Consider the following 17,869-nt stretch of genomic DNA (forward strand, 5'->3'; position numbering starts at 1 on the left):
GAGACGGTGAACCGGTGCTCTGGACCAATTGGTGGCCCGATTGCACGAACCGCCGTTCGCGGCTACGCCTTGCCGCGGCAGCAGGGAGTCCACCATGGAAGATCGCATTCGCATCCGCTCCGAGGAAGTCCTTTCCGACGAGTGGGCGGTTTTGAAAAAGACCGTCTTCGACTATCGCCGGCGCGACGGCAAATGGGAAACGCACACCCGCCAGACCTACGATCGCGGCGACGGCGCGGTGATCCTGCCTTTCGATCCGGAGCGTTCGACGGTGCTTCTGGTGCGGCAGTTCCGCTACCCGGCCTACGTCACCGGCCACAAGGAGCCGCTGATCGAGGCCTGCGCCGGCCTGCTCGACGAAGACGATCCCGAAACCTGCATCCGCAAGGAGGCCGAGGAGGAACTCGGCTACCGCCTGAAGGACGTGCAGCGGCTGTTTTCGCCCTATATGAGCCCCGGCAGCGTGACCGAGCGGCTCTGGTTCTTCGTCGCCCGCTATTCGCCCGCCGACCGCATTTCCGACGGCGGCGGCGCGCATGACGAAGGCGAGGACATCGAGGTTTTGGAGATGCCGCTAGACGAGGCACTGGCTGGCATCAACGATGGTCGGATCATCGACGCCAAGACGATTATTTTGATCCAGCACCTGAAGCTGAACCCGATCGGGAGGTGAGCCATGCAATAGGCCACGATCCCGCCAACGAACGATTCCGCACGGGCTGTGGAGGAATATTCCTCTATGTAGCGATACAGCGCATCCAACTGGCGCTCCGCTTGCGCGGAAAATACAACCGTGCGCGTCATTCCTTAGTGGCATCGTCGCGTCGCGCGGCGGCGCGGTCGCGGATACGCAGCATGACCTGCTCGGCAGGGATGGCGCTGGACGGATTCGCCTTGTACTCGTCGTAGCTCTGGGCGACTTCCTCGCGCAGCCAGCGTTCAACGGCGGCGTCGCGGTCGAGCAGCGCGCGCACGCCCTCGCGCAGCACTTCGCTGGCGGAGGCGTAGGCGCCGGATTCGACCTTGCGCGCGACGGCCTCGGCCATGTCGCGCGGGAGGGTGATACTTATCGGCTGGGTGGTTCGCATGGGCGGACTCCTTTTCCACCATATAGCAGCCGATGTGACAAGATCATATCGAAATTGCTGGCGATGATGCGTGTGACCGATACCGCCGCCCTTGCCTGAGTGCGCTTTGGAAGCTGGCAAACGAACATGCGGACGCCGGAATACGCATATCGCAGATCCCGCATCGGCTCGCCGGCTCCTGGTCGAGAAATGGCATGTGGCAGCCTGTATCCGGCGAGTTCACGCTCTTGCTTAGGCCGCAATGGCGCCGATGTTGCTGGTGCGGACGACGGGAATCGAACCCGTACGATCAGAGATCGAGGGATTTTAAGTCCCTTGCGAGGCTTGGTGTGGGCGACGGGATTTGAACCCGTAAGTGCTTGAAACACCGGCAGATTTTAAGTCTGCTGCGTATACCAGTTCCGCCACGCCCACTTCCCACATTGTGGGGAAATCCCACCGGTCTCCCACATGGTTTCCCACACGGTCGGCTTAGGATTTGCCGTTCACTACCACGAGCCTCGGAGCCGCGCCACCTTCGAGGGCGGTCAGGTTGTCGAGCAAGTGATTGGGTGCGAGGTGGGCGTAGTTCAGGGTGGTCTGGATCGACTTGTGGCCCATCCAGATTTGGACGCGCCGGATGTCGATGCCACGGATGATCTGCCACGAGTAGCACGTATGCCGCGTTGTGTAGACCACGGTGTCGGACAGTCCTGGGATGTGTTCGCGGATGCTGCGCCACACCTCTATGACCTCCCACTTGCCGATGTCGCAGAGGTCGCTGTGCTGCATCGGACGATGGATGCCCTTGCGGTTCTGAGCCATCAGGCGACTGCCGAGAGATCGTGGTCGTGATGCGTTAATGGGGTTGGCTGGACTAGCTTTGAAGGCGATGTCCTAAACACCGTCCTCTCCTACTCCAATGCGAGCGCCTAGTTTCCCGCAAGTTGAGATCAGCAAGGCGCCTCGCAGCGCCCTTGAACGTGGTGTCCATGATGTTTTTCTGTGTTTTTGTGGGGGGCAGGCTTTTCTTGGCCACGACTTATGAATAGTAGAAGGTAACGAGCGCTATATTTCGGCGATCTCTAATTTAGGAGTATATGATTTGTGGTGGTCAAGGTTCAAAAGAGGTTTTGCAGGAACATGGGAGGATAGACTGGACGGGATATTCTCATTGGAGATCGACTATGCTGGGAAATCCATTCTCGATGTTGGCTGCAATATGGGTGTTGTCGCCTATGAGATCTCCAAGCTGAAACCCAGTTCGATCCACGGGATCGACATTGCCAAGCCGCACATCGAGACCGCAAAGATGTTGTTGAGTGGCTCCCCGGTACATGCCAGGTTCGATCGCCTAAACCTCGGCAGCCGGCGCCTCGGCAATATCCTTCTACCGAAATACGATATCGTCCTGCTGCTGGCCGTCTATCAGCACATGCAGCGCAACATCGGCCCAGGCAAGGCGCGAAGGGTGCTTTCCAATATTGTGAGGCGCACCTCGAACGTCGTTGCCCGCGTTCCGCCTGGAACGGATGGCGAATTCATCGAAACGCTTTCTGACGAGGGGTTCCAGGTTAAGAGCACTCACACATCGCCTCTTGGCAGTCATGTGCTGGTGTTTGAGAAACCGCCTCACGCACCTCTAAGATTGTGCTGATTTAATTCGATTTCCTCTTCTGGAGCCACCCTTGGCGTAGTTGTCTAACTCGTCGTCGGTGCCGGCCTGCAGATTGATGTGGATTGGTTTGGCCATGAACGTCTGTTCTCCTTTTGTCACACGATTCCCACAACGGCGTGTTTCCCACAAAATCCGTTGCACGAGTGGAGAGATTAAAATGAAATGAAAAACCCCGGCGCAAACCGGGGAATTACAAGCGTTGAGGGGTTAGTTGCGAGGGTGCAACGGACTAGAACGGGATTTTAAGTCCCTTGCGTCTACCAATTCCGCCACGTCCGGAGGCCAGTCCTGTTCAGATGCCGGGCAGGGGCCGTCAAGCCGTCTTCTGCCGTCGACAAATCTGGCACTGGAAGCTAGCGAGGCCGATCACCTACAGTGATACAAACAAAATCGTTTCACCTGGAAATGTTTTTAGCGGCAGCTTCCGCGGCTACCGCGAATGCGCGTCCCCCGTTCGCAGGATGCGTTCGGGCGCTCTGCCCTGATAGACTCCAATTGGCAAGTGGATCGGCGCGCCGATACTCGACGCCGTCCTCTACAGACATTGGGAGATTGTCATGCTCAAGCTTGCCTCTGCCCTGGCACTGCTGGTTGTTGGGACGGCGTCTCTGTTTGCCGATGAGATGCCGATGAACGCCAAAGACATCAAATGGGGTCCTGCTCCAGCTGTCATTCCCGCTGGCGCGGAAATGGCTGTTGTCGCTGGAGACCCCTCAAAGGAGGGCGCCTATGTGCTGCGGTTGAAGACACCCGCCGGCTACAAAATTGCCGCACATAATCATCCCACCACGGAATACGTAACGGTGCTTTCCGGCAACTTCCATATTGGAATGGGCGATAAGCTCGACGAGGCGAAAGGTGTCGAACTGACTGCTGGCGGCTTCGGCGTCGCGCCGGCCGGAATGAATCACTTTGCCTGGACGACAAGCGATACGATCATCCAGGTTCATGGCGAGGGGCCATTCAAGATCACCTACGTCAACCCGGCAGACGATCCAAGCAAGAAGTGACAGTTCGGGATCGAATTGAGTGAACCGGCCGAAGGCTCGAACGATGGAGTGCGTCAAACTCCGCGACCGTCGATTCAGAAGGATCCTCTAACGAGACGAAAGCTGATTGGCCGCAACGGAATCGTATTCCGCCTGGGCCATTTGCCATGAATGGCGCAATAACAAAAACCCGCCTCGGGAGGCGGGTCGTTGGAGCCAATTGGCACCATACCCAAATTTAGTAGCATAGCTGCCGGCACAAAGCAAGAACAAAGTTGCTGCGGCCGGCAAAAAATGCCCTTGGCGATTGGCGAAGGCCATGGCGCATCGATCTCCCTCCTTGAGGGGAGATGGCCGGGAGGCCAGAGGGGGTCGTCGCGCGTGGATAGGCGACCCCTCTGTCGCCTTCGGCGACATCTCCCCCTCGAGGGGCCTCGAGGGGGGAGATCCGCAACTTCGCCGTCCGCGCTTACTTCCCCGCTGGTCAAAATCCTCGCGGCTTGGCACAGTCGGGCAAAGAGGAGCCTGTTGATGCCGAAGACCGCCAATGCGACGAAACCAAAACCCTGGGCCGAGATGGCGACGCATCTGGTCGATGTCGCCATGGGCCGCAAGCCCGCCGATCTCGTCATCCGCAACGGGCGCTGGGTCAACGTCCATTCGGGCGAGATCATCGCCGGCACCGACATCGCCATTGCCGGCGGCCGCTTTGCCTATTGCGGGCCGAACGCCGGCCATGCCATCGGCCAGGGCACCAAGGTGGTCGATGCCGGCGGCCGCTATCTGGTGCCGGGGCTTTGCGACGCGCATATGCATGTCGAGAGCGGCATGGTGACGGTGACGGAATTCTGCCGCGCGGTGATCCCGCACGGCACCACCTCGATGTTCATCGATCCGCATGAGATCGCCAACGTGCTCGGCCTGCCGGGCGTGCGGCTGATGCATGACGAGGCCGTCGCCATGCCGGTCAACGTACTCGTGCAGATGCCGTCCTGCGTGCCTTCGGCACCGGGGCTGGAGCATGCCGGCGCCGAGCTGACCGTCGCCGACGTTGCCGAAGCGATGAGCTGGGAGAACATCATCGGGCTCGGCGAGGTGATGAATTTTCCGGGCGTCGCCGCCAACGATCCGGTGATGTCGGGCGAGATCGCCGCGACGGTGAGGGCCGGCAAGACCGTCGGCGGGCATTATGCCTCGCGCGATCTCGGCCTGCCGTTCCACGGCTATGTCGCCGGCGGCCCCGAGGACGATCATGAAGGCACGCGCGCCGAGGACGCCATCGCCCGCGTCCGCCAGGGCATGAAGGCGATGCTGCGGCTGGGCTCGGCCTGGTATGACGTGGCCTCGCAGATCAAGGCGGTGACGGAGAGCGGGCTCGACCCGCGCAACTTCATCCTGTGCACCGACGACAGCCATTCCGGCACGCTGGTGCACGAAGGCCATATGGACCGGGTCGTGCGCCACGCCATCAGCCAGGGCTTGAAGCCGGTGACGGCGATCCAGATGGCGACGCTCAACACCGCCCAGCATTTCCGGCTGGAGCGCGAGATCGGCTCGATCGCGCCGGGACGGCTCGCCGATCTGCTGATCGTCTCCGACCTCGCCGAAATGACCATCGACGAGGTCTATGGCCGCGGCGTCAGGCTGGCCAAGGGCGGCAAGCTCGAAATCGACATTCCAGCCTACGACTATCCGAAGACGGCGAAGAACACCGTCAAGCTCGGCAGGAAGCTCAAGCCCGGCGATTTCGATATCGCCGCACCCCTGGGCGCCAACGAGGTGCGGGTGCGGGTCATCGGCGTCATCGAAAACCAGGCGCCGACGCGGGCGCTGGAGGCCGATCTTGCCGTCGAGGACGGGCTGGTCGCCATGGACCGCCGCAACGATGTCTGCCAGATCGCGCTGGTCGAACGCCACAAGGGCACCGGCGGCGTCACCAACGCCTTCGTCTCCGGCTTCGGCTATATCGGCGACTGCGCCATGGCGTCGAGCGTGGCCCACGATGCCCACCACATCATCGTCGTCGGCACCAACAAGCAGGATATGGCTCTGGCCGTGAACCGGCTGGGCGAGGTCGGCGGCGGCGTCGTGCTGTTTTCCAACGGCAAGGAGCTGGCGCTGGTCGAAATGCGGATCGCCGGGCTGATGTCGGACGAGCGCGCCGAAATCGTCGCCGCCAAGGCCGACAAACTCAGCGACGCCATGCGGCAGATGGGCTGCTCGCTCAACAACGCCTACATGCAGCACTCGCTGCTGGCGCTGGTCGTCATCCCCGAGCTCAGAATTTCCGACGTCGGCCTGATCGACGTGACAACTTTTCAGAAGGTTGATTTGTTCGTTTGAAGAATCATTGAACCCTGGAGGGACAGCGCCCGGACAGCGCCCCCTCTGTCCGGCAGGACAGAGGGGGGCGCGAAGGATCGCTGCAGAGCGTTTTTGTTGACAGCTGCCAATCACCGGCGCGTTTGGCAGCAGAGGTCGGCTCACCCGCCGGTGGCGATGGTCAGCACTTTGAACGGCGTGGTGATGACGATTTCGGCGACCGAGCCGACGGCCTTGCCGAGGCCCTGGCCGAGATTGTCGAGCTGGGCCGGCGCGGTCTCTTCGGAGGCGAGGCCGGCCGGGGCGCGCAGGCGGTCGCCGAGCAGCTGCACCAGGAACGGGTTGTCGGCGAATTTGGCGTGGTTCAGCCGGTCGCCGCCCTTGGTCTTGGTCAGGTCGACCACCGAGACGCCATAGCTGGCGAGGTCGGCCGCGTCGCCATAGTCGCCGACGCGTGGCTTGTCGCCGGAGATCAGGGTCGACAGCCTGAGCGCCCGGTCGTCGCCCGAAAGCAGCACGGCGAACGGCTTGTCGGGCTTGCCGTAGCGGATCATCTGCTTCTTGAACACGTCGACGTCGATATCGGGTGAGGCCAGGATGACGTAGCCGAGCTTGCCGCCGAGGTCGCGGTCGCCGGTGATGGCAAGCTGGCGCAACGCTTCCATGGTCACCCAGGTCCCCATCGAATGGGCAATGATGTCGATGCTCTTGGCGCGGCTCTTGGCGAGCATGCGCAGCGTCGCTTCGAGATCGTCGCGCGCCGCATTGGCGCTTTCCTTGTCGTAGATGTAGCCGGTCGTCTTGCCGCTCGACGCCCACGAAAACAGCACCGGCGTGCCTGGGTATTTCGTGTCGTGCGCGATCTGCGTCAGCCGGTAGATACCGTCATCGAAGCCGTTGTTGAAGCCGTGCACGAAAACCAGCGCGCGGTCGCCGCGCATGGCGATGTCGGCGCCGACCGCCTTGGCGAATTGCGGCGCGCCTTCGTAGAAGGTGACGCCGGTCGCCGTGAAATCCTTCGCCGGATTGCTGTTGGCCGAGCCCTTGACCCGCTCGATGGCGCCGAGCTGGTGGATTTTGGGCACCGTCACCTCGACGCTGGCAAAGCTGGTGGTCGGCGAACGGTCGCCGTCGAACACCTGCCGGGGCTCTTTCATTGCCTTTTGCCGGGTTGTGGCGACGAAGATCTTGTGCGTCGCCGCAATGTCCGAAGCAGGCACGATGATCGTCGTCTTGTTGAGCAGATCGTGCGTGTTCTGGCCGGCGCAGCCGGTAACCGCGAGCGCGAACGCAACGACGAGAAAGATCTTCGAAGGCACGATCACGCGGGCTCCCGCAAAGGCGACGTCGAGCCGGAGACGTCTTGGCCTATTCGATAGAGGCAGAGGCCGGCGCGGTCCAGTTCAAACTGTTCCGATGGTGCGGCAATGGTCAACGGTCGCTGCCGCGCAATGCAGCTATTGTCCGACCGAGGCGATGCGGTCTGTCACCTCGCGGTCGCTGGCAAACCCGTCATCCTCGCGCAGCTTCTGGCCGATCAACTGCACCAATTCCGGATTATCGGCGAATTTGGTGTGGTTGAAGCGGTCGGTTCCCTTGACGCTGGAGAGATCGACGACCGACACGCCATAGCTGGCGAGGTCGGCGGCGTTCTTGTAGTCGCCGACGCGCGGCCGCGCACCGGCGATCAGGCCGGAGAGCCGCAGCGCCCGGTCGTCGTCGGAGAGCAGCAGGATGAACGGCTTGTCCGGCTTGCCGTAGCGGCGCATCTGGCTCTTGAACACGTCGACGTCGATGTCGGGCGAGGCCAGCACGACGTCGCCGAGCTTGCCGCCCAGATCACGGTCGCCGGTGATGGCGAGCTGGCGCAACGCCTCCATGGTAACCCAGGTCCCCAGCGAATGGGCGACGATGTCGATGCGCCGCGCGCCGGTCTGCGCCAGCATTCTCAGCGTCACTTCCAGCTGGTCGCGGGCAACGCTGGCGCTTTCTTTGTCGTAGACGTAGTCGGTGGTCTTGGCGCCCGACGCCCAGGAAAACAGCACCGGCGTGCCCGGATAGCCGGAATCATGGGTGATCTGTGTGACGCGGTAGACGGCGTCGTCGAAGCCGGTGTTGTAGCCGTGGACGAAGACCATGACACGGCCGCCGCGCGCCGCGATGTCGGCGCTGAGGGCGCTGGAGAATTTCGGCTGGGTGTCGTAGCCGACGACCTCGGAAGCCATGAAGTATTTGGCCGGATCGTCCGACTTGCCGCGTGAGCGCCGCTCGATCTGGCCTGTCTTGTGGATGCCGGGGACGGTGACGTTGACGCGGGCATAGTTCAGCGTCGCCGAACGCTCGCCGTCGAAGACCTTGTTGGGATCGTCGGAGCGCTTGCGCGTCGTGGCGATGAAGATCGAGTGATTGCCGGCGATTTCCGTCACCGGCACCGCCATCATGGCGCTGCCGAGCAGTTCCTCGGTTTGGCGGCCGCCGCAGCCGGCGAGCAGCGCGGCAAGGACAATGATGCAAATCGTCTTCAAGGGCACTTAAGCAATTCCACTCCGGCCTGACCAAAGGCCCATCCACCTCCGCCGCACCTCCCGGACAGGCGAAGTGCGGCAGAAGTAAGTCGCAGGCGCCCGAAATGCGCTCAGCGCCCCGCGACTGCCATCGCACTGTTGCGCGAAAGCCAGAACGGCGGCAGGAACGCCGGAATGTTGGAAAAGGGCAGCACTTCCGGCTTCAGCCTTATGCCGAGCACGTCGGTCATGAAGGCGCGGCGCGCCTCGATGCGGCGCCAGGCTTCGGGATGGCGCGCCGCGATCTCTTCGCGCAGCGCCTCGTCGGCCAGCGCGATGCCGTCCTCGATGTTTGTGGTGAAATAATCGGTGCCGGTCGCCGGGATGATGTCGACCTGCAAGGCCATGCCCGATTTCAATCTGATGTCGGAGCCGGAAAATACCGGCGAATGCATCCATTCGTCGATATGGATGAGATGGCCGGGGTTGAGCGCTACGCCGAAGAACCGATCGCCGATGCGCTCATGCACAGCTTGCCACAACGCGCCGCCGAGAACGCCGATGCCGACCGTCTCGTACCAGTCGACGACGGCGCAGAAATAGGGCGCGACCAGCTTCTCGACATAGTCCTGGATGCCTCTCGGAAGCTCGGCCGCGTCCTCGACCAGAAAACCGGCGCGGGCATTGAGCGAGCCCTGGATGCCATAGGCCATGGTGATCGGGTCGCCGCGCTTGATGACGTCAAGACGCGGGCTTGGCAGGCCATAGGCCGCCCGCCTGCCGGCCGACAGCATCGGGTGGCAGCATTGCGGGAGGCCGTTGATGCCCATCAGCCGCGCCGCCTGCAATTCGGTCATGCCGGGTTCGATGCCTTGCAGGACATTGCGCAGGCCTTGCGAGGAATAGGTCGCGGCGAATTCGAACGCGGCCAGCTGGTCGGCCTCGTTGATGGCGCGCAGGCCGTCGGCAGGATTCATCAAAAGGTTCGCCGCGTTGACGATCACGCCCCTATCGCCGGCAAGGCTGCGCAACATGTCGGCGATGAAGGACGGCAGGTCGAGCGTCGTTTCGCCAAAACCCGCATCGCCGGGGCCGAACGGCTTCCAGCCGATGGCGCCGATGCGCTGGCCGGCTTTCAGGCCGCAACCGACGAGGATGTCGGCCAGCGCTTGCGAACGGTCGCGCGGCTGCGCCGGCAGCGAGAACGTCTGGTAGAGCACGCGCTCGTAAGGCCCGTCGCAGATCTCGGCATAGCCCCAGCCCTCATTGCCGACCAGCAGTTTCGGCGGCTTACCGGGAACGATGACCAGCAGCGTCTCCTCGAAGCGAGGATCGTAGCCGCAGAGGTAGGCGACATTGGCCGCATGTTCGCGGTCGCCATAGACGACGAAGGCATCGAACCCGCCGCGCGCGACCAGTGCCGCTATACGGGCCTCGTAGGTGGCGCGCGTAACCAGCGGCATCGCCGTCGGCTCGCCGAACTTCGGCAGCGACACGGTTTTCCGGGCCACCGATGCGACAGGCATGAACACACGCTCCTAACGGCCAACGAGGTTTTGGGAACACCCTTTCGGGTGGCCGGACAATGGCTTCGCGAGGCCGGATATGCAATAGCGGGACCGAATTCGCCTAGCCTGTGGGGTGCTCCAGCCATGACCAGTTTCTCTTCTCGCGTCGCTGCCGCCGCTGCCGCGATCCGCGAGATCTTTCCGGAGACGCCGCTGCAGGAAAACGACTATCTGTCGAAGAAGACCGGCGCGCGGGTGCTGCTGAAGCGCGAGGACCTGACGCCGGTGCGCTCCTACAAGATCCGGGGCGCCTTCAACTTCTTCCGCAAGACGCTCGCCGCCGGCAACGCTGCCGAGCTGTTTGTCTGCGCCTCGGCCGGCAATCATGCGCAGGGCTTTGCCTTCGTCTGCCGCCATTTCGGCAAGAAGGGCGTCGTCTTCATGCCGGTGACGACGCCGCAGCAGAAGATCGACAAGACGCGGCTGTTCGGCGGCGCGTTCGTCGAGATCAGGCTGGTCGGCGATTTCTTCGACGACTGCTACCGCGCGGCACTTGAATTCACCGAAACTGCCGGCGCCCACATGGTGCCGCCGTTCGACCACAAGGACATCATCGAAGGGCAGGCGACCGTCGCCTATGAGATATCAGGCCAGATGCCCGGCGCGCGCATGGCTGATATCGTCATGCTGCCGGTCGGCGGCGGCGGCCTGGCCGCCGGCGTCACCCATTATTTCGCCGACCAGCACCGCGAAACGCGCTTCGTCTTTTGCGAGCCGGCCGGCGCCCCGAGTTTGAGCGAGAGCCTCGCCGCCGGAAAGCGGATCAAGCTCGCCAAGGTCGACAATTTCGTCGACGGCGCAGCAGTGGCCGAGATCGGCCGCGAGCCGTTGCGCCACCTGAAGGAGTTTGCCGCCGACACCGTGCGGCTGATCCCGGAAAACCGGCTCTGCGCAACCATGATCGAAATGCTCAATGTCGAAGGCGTCGTGCTCGAGCCGGCCGGCGCGCTGGCGATCGATGCGCTCAAGGATTTTTCCAGGAAGGAAATCAGGGGCAAGACCATCGTCGCCGTGGTGTCGGGCGGCAATTTCGATTTCGAGCGGCTGCCGGATGTGAAGGAACGGGCGCTGCGCTTCGAGGGCTTGAAGAAATACTTCATCATCCGCTTTCCGCAACGGCCCGGCGCGCTGCGCGATTTCCTCGAATTGCTGGGTCCCGACGACGACATCGCCCGCTTCGAATATCTGAAGAAATCGGCGCGCAATTTCGGTTCGGTGCTGATCGGCATCGAAACCAAGGACCGCCGCAATTTCGACCTGCTCAAGGCGAATTTCGACGCCGAGAGCGTCCATTACCAGGACATCACAGACAACGAGACGCTCGCCGGGTTCATCATATGAGCAGCAACGATCTTCCGAACGCTCCGGCGAAGGTTTTTATCGCGCTGTTTTCCGGCATCAATGTCGGCGGCAACCGCATCGTCAAGATGGCGGAACTCAGGTCATTTTTGGAGCAGCTCGGCTTCTCCGATGTCGCCACCTATGTGCAGAGCGGCAACGCCGTGTTCCGGTCGCCAGATGGCGATACGGCGACGCTGACCAAGCGGTTGGAAGCGGAATTCGAGAAGAAATGGGGGTTCCATTCACGCATCATGGTGCGCGATATCGGCTGGCTCGAGCGGCTGGCGGCCGACAATCCCTATCCGGAAGTGGCCGGCGAGCCGACCAAGCTGCATGCCTATGCGCTGGAGCGCCGGCCGACCGCCGAGGAGGTCGCCCGGCTGGCGGAAAAATGCACCGGGCCAGAACGCTTCGAGATCAAGGGCGACGTGCTCTACCTGCATGCGCCTGACGGGCTCGGCAAATCCGTGTTTGCCAATCAAATTCCGCGCGTTCTGAAGGTGCCGGGCACGGCGCGCAATTGGCGCACCGTGCTGATGCTGCTGGACATGGCGAAGGCCGGCGGTTGACAGGTCGTCTACGCGGTCGGAGCGCGTTTCCAGTCGAATGCCAGCTCTTCACGGAAGGCGAAGCGCTTGATGTGCTCGGCGACGACCGTTTCCAGGCGCTCGAGCGAGCCGGCTTCATCGGTCGTCACTGCAATGTGCAGCGCAGCCGGGTCGGCATCGAGAACCGTGCGGCCGAGCGTCAGATCGATGGTGCCGTGGTTCGGGTCGAATTCGACGGGAAACTTGTGCGCCCAATGTTTGCACAGCTGCTGCAGATAGCGGCTGGCATGTTCGGTGGCGACGTCGACATGGCTGGCCGGCATGAATGAATTCTCCTTGGGAATGCGGACGCGAAAACCGAACCAGGGCCCGCCTGCGTCCGTTCAAGATGGCGTGATCGGTTACCAGCTGCCGGTGTTCGGCATCGACGCCCACGGCTCGGCCTTCGGCTTGGCCGGACCTTTCTGCAACAGCTCGATCGAGATGCCGTCCGGCGATTTGACGAACGCCATGTTGCCGTCGCGCGGCGGCCGGTTGATGGTAACGCCATTGTCCATCAGCCGCTGACAGGTGGCGTAGATATCGTCGACCTCATAGGCGAGATGGCCGAAATTGCGGCCGCCCTTGTAGTCTTCCGGGTCCCAATTGTAGGTCAGCTCGACCAGCGGCGCTTTCTCGCTGATGCCGCTCTGCTCGTCTTCGGGGGCGGCGAGGAAGATCAGCGTGTAGCGGCCTTGCTCGTTTTCATGGCGGCGCACCTCCTTGAGGCCAAGCTTGTTGCAGTAGAAATCGAGCGAAGCATCGATGTCGGCGACGCGGACCATGGTGTGCAGATAGCGCATGATTTCCTCCTTATGTTGCGTTGCGGCGCAACATAGGGGCGGCCCGGCCAAAGGGCAATTGGCCACGCTTGCCGGCGCCGGCAAACGGCAAATCCGCTATTCCTGTACGGAACCGTGAAAAAAGGCACGTCAGGTCTTGCACACACCGGAAGCCGCGGTGTTAATCTGATACCAAGAATCAGTTGCGGTGTTTGTTGAAAAAAGGGGGCGTTCTTATGGGGGAAAAGGCCTCTTTCATGGGGCGGGACGGGGCCGGTAACGATGCGTTGAAGCGGGATGAGAGCGCCGATACGGCCGATCTCGTCGAAATCGCCGGCGCCATCAAATGGTTCGACGTGGCCAAGGGCTACGGTTTCATCCTTCCCGATGATGGTACTTCGGGCGACATCCTCCTCCATGTGACATGCCTTCGAAAGGACGGTTTTCAGACCGCCCTGGAAGGCGCCCGTGTCGTCTGCCTGGTCAAGCAGGGCGAGCGCGGGCTGCAGGCCTTCCGCGTGCTCTCGATGGATGTCACCACGGCGGTGCATCCGGCGGAGCTGCAGGAGCAGCGCACCCATGTCGCGGTGACGCCGGAAAGCGGCCTCGAACGGGCGCTGGTCAAATGGTTCAACCGCACCAAGGGGTTCGGCTTTCTGACCCGGGGCGAGGGCACCGAGGACATTTTCGTCCACATGGAGACGCTGCGCCGCTACGGCATCACCGAACTCCGGCCGGGCCAGGTGGTGCTGGTCCGCTTCGGACGCGGCGACAAAGGCCTTATGGCTGCCGAAATTCACCCCGATATGGGTACCTTGCCGGTCTCGCACTAGTTCCGGCCGAGGATTTCATATGGCTCACAGCAACCGGCTGACGGCGGGCGCGCTCTGCGCCGGGATTTTCCTCATCGTCGCCGCAAGTGCGTTCTTCTATTTTCAGCAACCGAGTTCCGCCGACGGCAAGGCGATGATCCTTCCCGTCGACCCGGCGCCGCTGGTCGCGGTGACGAAGGCCGGCGAGCGTTCTTTTTCCGTGGAAATCGCCGACACGCCCGCCGAGCGCGAAGCCGGGCTGATGTTCCGCCGGCACATGGCCGACAATCACGGCATGCTGTTCGTGTTCGGCGCGCCGCAGGATGTGAGTTTCTGGATGAAGAACACGCCGATGCCGCTCGACCTGATCTTCGTCGGACAGGACGGCCGGATCCGGGCGATCGAGCAAGGCGAGCCGCAGTCGGAGGCGATCATCTCGCCGGACGAACCGGTGCGCTTCGTGCTCGAGCTCAAGGCGGGCACGGCCGCCAAAAAGGGCATTAAGGACGGCGACCTGCTGCGCCATCCGGCCATCGGCACGGCGCCGGGGCCGGCCATGCCGCCGCCCGACAAGGGCGATGCGCCGAGTGTCGATTCCGACTGAGCGGGCAGGATCTTCAGCCGATGCAGTTCTTCTCACATGACGGTTTCGACCTTGCTTTCCTTGACCGCCAGCCGGCATCGGGGCAGGGCGATCCGGTGCTGATGATCCACGGCTTTGCCTCGAGCCATTACGTCAACTGGGTGTCACCCGGCTGGTTCAAGACGCTGAACGACGCCGGCTATCGTGCGATCGCCTTCGATAATCGCGGCCATGGCTCGTCGTCGAAGAGCTATGACGAAGCTGACTACACGCCGGCAAAAATGGCGTCGGACGCGGCAGCGCTTTTGAACCATCTCGGCATCGAACGCGCTCATGTCATGGGTTATTCGATGGGCGCGCGCATATCGGCCTTCCTGGCGCTGTCCGATCCGGACAAGGTGGCGACGCTGGTCTTCGGCGGTCTCGGCATCGGCATGATCGACGGCGTCGGCGATTGGGATCCGATAGCCGACGCCCTTCTGGCCGACGATCCGGCAGGCACCAGCGATCCGCGCGGCCGCTCGTTCCGCGCCTTCGCCGATCAGACCCGCAGCGATCGCCGCGCGCTCGCCGCCTGCATCGCCACCTCGCGCGAATTGCTGAGCGAGGCCGACATTGCCCGCATTGCCCAGCCGACCTTGATTGCGGTGGGAACCAAGGACGACATCGGCGGCTCGCCGGATGAACTCGCCGCCCTGATGCCGAACGCCAGGGCTTTTCACATCGAAAGCCGCGACCATATGCTGGCGGTCGGCGACAAGACCTTCAAGCAGCGCGTGCTGGAGTTTTATGCCGAGCATCGGTTTTGATGGATGGCTGCCCAAAAGCGGCCATTGGGCCTAAAGCTGGGGTTCTTAGCGGTTTTGCAACGATACGGGAGTAACTAAGCGTGACGCGTGGATCGGTTCAAACCCGCCACGCGCTGAACGAGGGGCAGGGGGTACGATGGCACAATGGGGAAGAAGCGACGCCGCTTTGCTGGGCGTCGTTGCGAAAAGCAGGTTCGGCGAATGGTCCGTTGTTCTAGCGCTGGCTGCATTGGTGGCAGGCGCGATGGCGATCACCGCGTTGATGGCAATGCCGAGCGACGCGTCCGTGCTTATCCAGCACAGTGTGACAGGCTTCTTCATGGCGGTATTTTTCCTGGTCGGGCCATTGGCGCATCTTACCGGCGCGGTCTTCGGGCTGATGGCGCTGGGTCGTCCAAACGACAATCGTTTGCTCGGCCTGGCTGGCATCGTGGTCAACGGCGCGTCGCTTGCCGCCGGGGTGTTTATGCTGTGGGCCATGGCATCGACCATAGGCGCGTTTACGTGATTTCGGGCAGATCTTCCGGACGCAAGTGGCCGACGCGTCGGGCTACGATCGGCGCGGGCTGTGCCCCAGCGCCCTGAGCGACCGCGCCATGTTATGCCGTGCCTGGGTTTCGAAGCGCCGGCGGAATTCCTCGCTGTGGAAGATATGCGGACGCGCGAGGAAGCCCTCTAGCACTGCGGCACGGCCGGCCCGCCACATCGGCTCATCGACCCACTTATATTCGCGGCGGACCGCCTGTTCATAAGCGTCGAACGCCTCGGGCGCAGCACCCAGGATCGCCAGGTCCATGTCGAGGAACAGCGCCGCGTCGCGAACCGAATGCTGGTCGCCAAGGGGCGGCAATTCGTGGCCGGCGGTGGCAGTGATCATCGCGGCGATGTGGCCGAGGCGTTGTGCATCGGCGCGACCGGCGAGCTTTTCCTCGGCAAGTGCGGCACTCCTCGCCTCATTGTCGTTGGCGCGGCTGTCGTAGATCGCGTCGTGAAACCAGATCGCTGCCTCGACTGCTTCAGGATCATGCAGCAACGCCTTGTAATCATTGGCCAGCGCCAGCATCGCCTCGATGTGGCCAAGGTCGTGGTAGTGGCGATCTTCGGCCTCATAGAGCGCGGAAAGCTCGCGCTTCAGGGTCTCGTCCATCAAGGTTGCGTTTTCCATGGCTGCTTGAAATTCCGCCAACCAAATCCATTTCACCAAGCACTAAGGAAAATTGAGTTCACCCGTGCTATGATCTGGCTTATAGGTGCGGCCGGAGAATAGGCAAGCCGCCAACCGAGACATTGGATGGCCGAGACATTGGATGGCCGGAGACATCAGATGAACAGCGTTACGATTTCCCGTCCCACCAGGGTGCAGCCGGTAGATCCGATCTGGCGTTCGATCCGCGACGAAGCGATGGAAGCGGTCAACCGCGATCCGCTGCTGGCGGCGTTCCTCTATTCGACCATCCTCAATCAGGAAAACCTGGAAGAAGCGGTCATTCACCGGCTGGCCGAGCGCCTCGCCCACCAGGACATCGGCTCCGACCTCATCCGCCAGACGTTCAAGGCGATGGCGGCCGACGACAAGGACTGGTCGACGACGGTGCGCGTCGATATCCAGGCCTATTACGACCGTGATCCGGCATGCGACCGCTTCATCATGCCGGTGCTCTACTTCAAGGGTTTTCACGCCATCCAGACGCACCGGCTGGCGCATTGGCTGTGGAACCAGGGCCGTCAGGACTTCGCGCTGTATTTGCAGAGCCGGTCGTCCTCGGTGTTCCAGACCGACATCAATCCGGCTGCCCGCATCGGCAAGGGCATCTTCCTCGACCACGCCACCGGCCTCGTCGTCGGCCAGACGGCGGTGATCGAGGACGACGTGTCAATCCTGCACGGCGTGACGCTGGGCGGCACCGGCAAAGCCGGCGGCGACCGCCATCCCAAGATCCGCTACGGCGTGCTGATCGGCGCCGGCGCCAAGATCCTCGGCAACATCGAGATCGGCCATTGCTCGAAGATCGCGGCCGGCTCGGTGGTGCTGTCGCCGGTACCGCACAACAAGACGGTTGCCGGCGTGCCGGCCCGCGTCGTCGGCGAGACCGGCTGCGACCAGCCTTCGCGGCAGATGGACCAGCTGTTGCCATCGCAGACGATGGACCACGTCGTCAGCTTCGACATCTGAGTGCTCGGGCAGGGGCTTGTCGCGTCGGACCAACTGTCGATGTCGGCGCCGCAGCGCAAACCTGAGGCGATTGCCCGTGTTCTCTCGCCGGCTTGCCTTTACATGGCCATTGTCGACGTGCCAGAAGCGCGCTCAAACGAAGAAGCCGACGATCGGAGAAGACTGTTGAAGCCGGACGAAATCAGAAAGCTGGACGCCTATTTCAAGCGCACCTTCCAGAACCCTAAACTCGAAGTGAAGGCGCGGCCGCGCAAGGAAGATTCGGCCGAGGTCTATGTCGGCGACGAGTTCCTCGGCATCGTCTTCAAGGACGAGGACGATGGGGACTATAATTTCTCGATGGCGATCCTCGACATCGATCTGGCCTGAGCTGGGAGTTTAGCTGGCCGCTACGCCTCAAGTGCTGCGGCGGTACGGAACCTTGCAGGACGCCGGTGGGACAGCGCCCCCTCTGGCCTGCCGGCCATCTCCCCCACGAAGGGGGAGATTGGCAGCCTCGGCGCTGCGCTCTTCCTGCAACATTGGAGATTGGCGAAAGCCAAGATGACGGCCGATCTCCCCCCTCGTGGGCAGGGCTATCGCATATGAGTGATGGCATTGATGAGATAGTCGTCGTTCCAGGCGCATTTCTTGATGCGATGGCTGATGGGAACT

Annotated in this window: 20 protein-coding genes and 1 tRNA gene; 12 read left to right on the top strand and 9 right to left on the bottom strand. The window is 62.5% G+C overall.

From position 1 onward, the window contains the following. The first annotated feature begins 94 nt into the window (after positions 1-94). Complete coding sequence (locus NKH59_RS06100) at positions 95-673, top strand: NUDIX domain-containing protein (protein ID WP_352996239.1); 579 nt, start codon at positions 95-97, stop codon at positions 671-673. 127 nt (positions 674-800) lie between these two features. Here NKH59_RS06100 and NKH59_RS06105 read toward each other — a convergent pair whose 3' ends face one another. The 3 genes from NKH59_RS06105 to NKH59_RS06115 all read right to left on the bottom strand — a co-directional run bounded on the left by NKH59_RS06105 (position 801) and on the right by NKH59_RS06115 (position 1,892). Then, a complete protein-coding gene (locus NKH59_RS06105; RefSeq protein ID WP_352684891.1) occupies positions 801-1,088 on the bottom strand; it encodes a ribbon-helix-helix domain-containing protein in 288 nt (95 codons plus the stop codon). 325 nt (positions 1,089-1,413) lie between these two features. Next, positions 1,414-1,502, bottom strand: a tRNA-Leu gene (locus NKH59_RS06110). A 57-nt stretch (positions 1,503-1,559) separates the two neighbouring features. Next, a complete protein-coding gene (locus NKH59_RS06115) occupies positions 1,560-1,892 on the bottom strand; it encodes a tyrosine-type recombinase/integrase (RefSeq protein ID WP_352819706.1) in 333 nt (110 codons plus the stop codon). Positions 1,893-2,241: 349 nt separating this feature from the next. On the opposite strand from NKH59_RS06115, the gene NKH59_RS06120 reads away from it, so the two are divergent. From NKH59_RS06120 to ade, 3 genes are all read left to right on the top strand, one after another. Continuing rightward, the gene (locus NKH59_RS06120; RefSeq protein ID WP_352819708.1) at positions 2,242-2,724 is read left to right on the top strand and encodes a class I SAM-dependent methyltransferase; all 483 of its coding nucleotides are present in this window, start codon (positions 2,242-2,244) and stop codon (positions 2,722-2,724) included. 578 nt (positions 2,725-3,302) lie between these two features. Next, a complete protein-coding gene (locus tag NKH59_RS06125; RefSeq protein ID WP_352453477.1) occupies positions 3,303-3,755 on the top strand; it encodes a cupin domain-containing protein in 453 nt (150 codons plus the stop codon). Positions 3,756-4,265: 510 nt separating this feature from the next. Then, a complete protein-coding gene (gene ade / locus NKH59_RS06130; RefSeq protein ID WP_352453476.1) occupies positions 4,266-6,077 on the top strand; it encodes an adenine deaminase in 1,812 nt (603 codons plus the stop codon). A gap of 140 nt (positions 6,078-6,217) precedes the next feature. Here the strand turns inward: ade and NKH59_RS06135 are convergent, their stop codons facing one another. The 3 genes from NKH59_RS06135 to NKH59_RS06145 all read right to left on the bottom strand — a co-directional run bounded on the left by NKH59_RS06135 (position 6,218) and on the right by NKH59_RS06145 (position 10,086). After that, entirely contained in the window at positions 6,218-7,381 is a 1,164-nt protein-coding gene (locus NKH59_RS06135) for an alpha/beta hydrolase (protein WP_352637012.1), read from the bottom strand. 132 nt (positions 7,382-7,513) lie between these two features. After that, entirely contained in the window at positions 7,514-8,587 is a 1,074-nt protein-coding gene (locus tag NKH59_RS06140; protein ID WP_352451120.1) for an alpha/beta hydrolase, read from the bottom strand. 104 nt (positions 8,588-8,691) lie between these two features. Continuing rightward, positions 8,692-10,086 carry a hypothetical protein gene (locus NKH59_RS06145; protein WP_352996234.1) on the bottom strand — a complete coding sequence of 465 codons (1,395 nt, stop codon included), beginning with the start codon at positions 10,084-10,086 and terminating at the stop codon, positions 8,692-8,694. Positions 10,087-10,212: 126 nt separating this feature from the next. On the opposite strand from NKH59_RS06145, the gene ilvA reads away from it, so the two are divergent. Together ilvA and NKH59_RS06155 are read left to right on the top strand one after the other, a co-directional pair. Next, complete coding sequence (ilvA, locus tag NKH59_RS06150) at positions 10,213-11,469, top strand: threonine ammonia-lyase IlvA (RefSeq protein WP_352472737.1); 1,257 nt, start codon at positions 10,213-10,215, stop codon at positions 11,467-11,469. Further along, positions 11,466-12,038 (top strand): DUF1697 domain-containing protein, encoded by a 573-nt coding sequence (locus NKH59_RS06155; RefSeq protein WP_352684877.1) that lies wholly within the window; start codon positions 11,466-11,468, stop codon positions 12,036-12,038. The genes ilvA and NKH59_RS06155 overlap by 4 nt, the downstream gene beginning before the upstream one ends. A gap of 8 nt (positions 12,039-12,046) precedes the next feature. Here the strand turns inward: NKH59_RS06155 and NKH59_RS06160 are convergent, their stop codons facing one another. Together NKH59_RS06160 and gloA are read right to left on the bottom strand one after the other, a co-directional pair. Then, entirely contained in the window at positions 12,047-12,340 is a 294-nt protein-coding gene (locus NKH59_RS06160; RefSeq protein ID WP_352472739.1) for a DUF2218 domain-containing protein, read from the bottom strand. 78 nt (positions 12,341-12,418) lie between these two features. Beyond that, positions 12,419-12,859, bottom strand: a complete 441-nt coding sequence (gene gloA, locus NKH59_RS06165; protein WP_023674793.1) for a lactoylglutathione lyase — start codon at positions 12,857-12,859, stop codon at positions 12,419-12,421. A gap of 215 nt (positions 12,860-13,074) precedes the next feature. On the opposite strand from gloA, the gene NKH59_RS06170 reads away from it, so the two are divergent. From NKH59_RS06170 to NKH59_RS06185, 4 genes are all read left to right on the top strand, one after another. Next, the gene (locus NKH59_RS06170; protein WP_502899021.1) at positions 13,075-13,671 is read left to right on the top strand and encodes a cold-shock protein; all 597 of its coding nucleotides are present in this window, start codon (positions 13,075-13,077) and stop codon (positions 13,669-13,671) included. Between the two features lie 19 nt (positions 13,672-13,690). Beyond that, positions 13,691-14,254 carry a DUF192 domain-containing protein gene (locus NKH59_RS06175; protein WP_352458459.1) on the top strand — a complete coding sequence of 188 codons (564 nt, stop codon included), beginning with the start codon at positions 13,691-13,693 and terminating at the stop codon, positions 14,252-14,254. A gap of 20 nt (positions 14,255-14,274) precedes the next feature. Beyond that, positions 14,275-15,042 carry an alpha/beta fold hydrolase gene (locus NKH59_RS06180; protein ID WP_353021304.1) on the top strand — a complete coding sequence of 256 codons (768 nt, stop codon included), beginning with the start codon at positions 14,275-14,277 and terminating at the stop codon, positions 15,040-15,042. A 166-nt stretch (positions 15,043-15,208) separates the two neighbouring features. Further along, positions 15,209-15,550, top strand: coding sequence for a hypothetical protein (locus NKH59_RS06185; RefSeq protein ID WP_352501630.1), 342 nt, complete (start codon positions 15,209-15,211; stop codon positions 15,548-15,550). 42 nt (positions 15,551-15,592) lie between these two features. On the opposite strand, the gene NKH59_RS06190 is transcribed toward NKH59_RS06185, so the two are convergent. Next, entirely contained in the window at positions 15,593-16,207 is a 615-nt protein-coding gene (locus NKH59_RS06190; RefSeq protein ID WP_352501631.1) for an HD domain-containing protein, read from the bottom strand. 159 nt (positions 16,208-16,366) lie between these two features. On the opposite strand from NKH59_RS06190, the gene cysE reads away from it, so the two are divergent. Continuing rightward, positions 16,367-17,215 (top strand): serine O-acetyltransferase, encoded by an 849-nt coding sequence (gene cysE / locus NKH59_RS06195; RefSeq protein WP_023717455.1) that lies wholly within the window; start codon positions 16,367-16,369, stop codon positions 17,213-17,215. Positions 17,216-17,380: 165 nt separating this feature from the next. Next, entirely contained in the window at positions 17,381-17,584 is a 204-nt protein-coding gene (locus NKH59_RS06200) for a DUF3126 family protein (RefSeq protein WP_023674799.1), read from the top strand. The last annotated feature ends 285 nt before the right edge of the window (positions 17,585-17,869 follow it).

Origin of the sequence: Mesorhizobium sp. M0998 (assembly GCF_040318885.1) — a bacterium.
Taxonomy (GTDB): Bacteria; Pseudomonadota; Alphaproteobacteria; order Rhizobiales; family Rhizobiaceae; genus Mesorhizobium.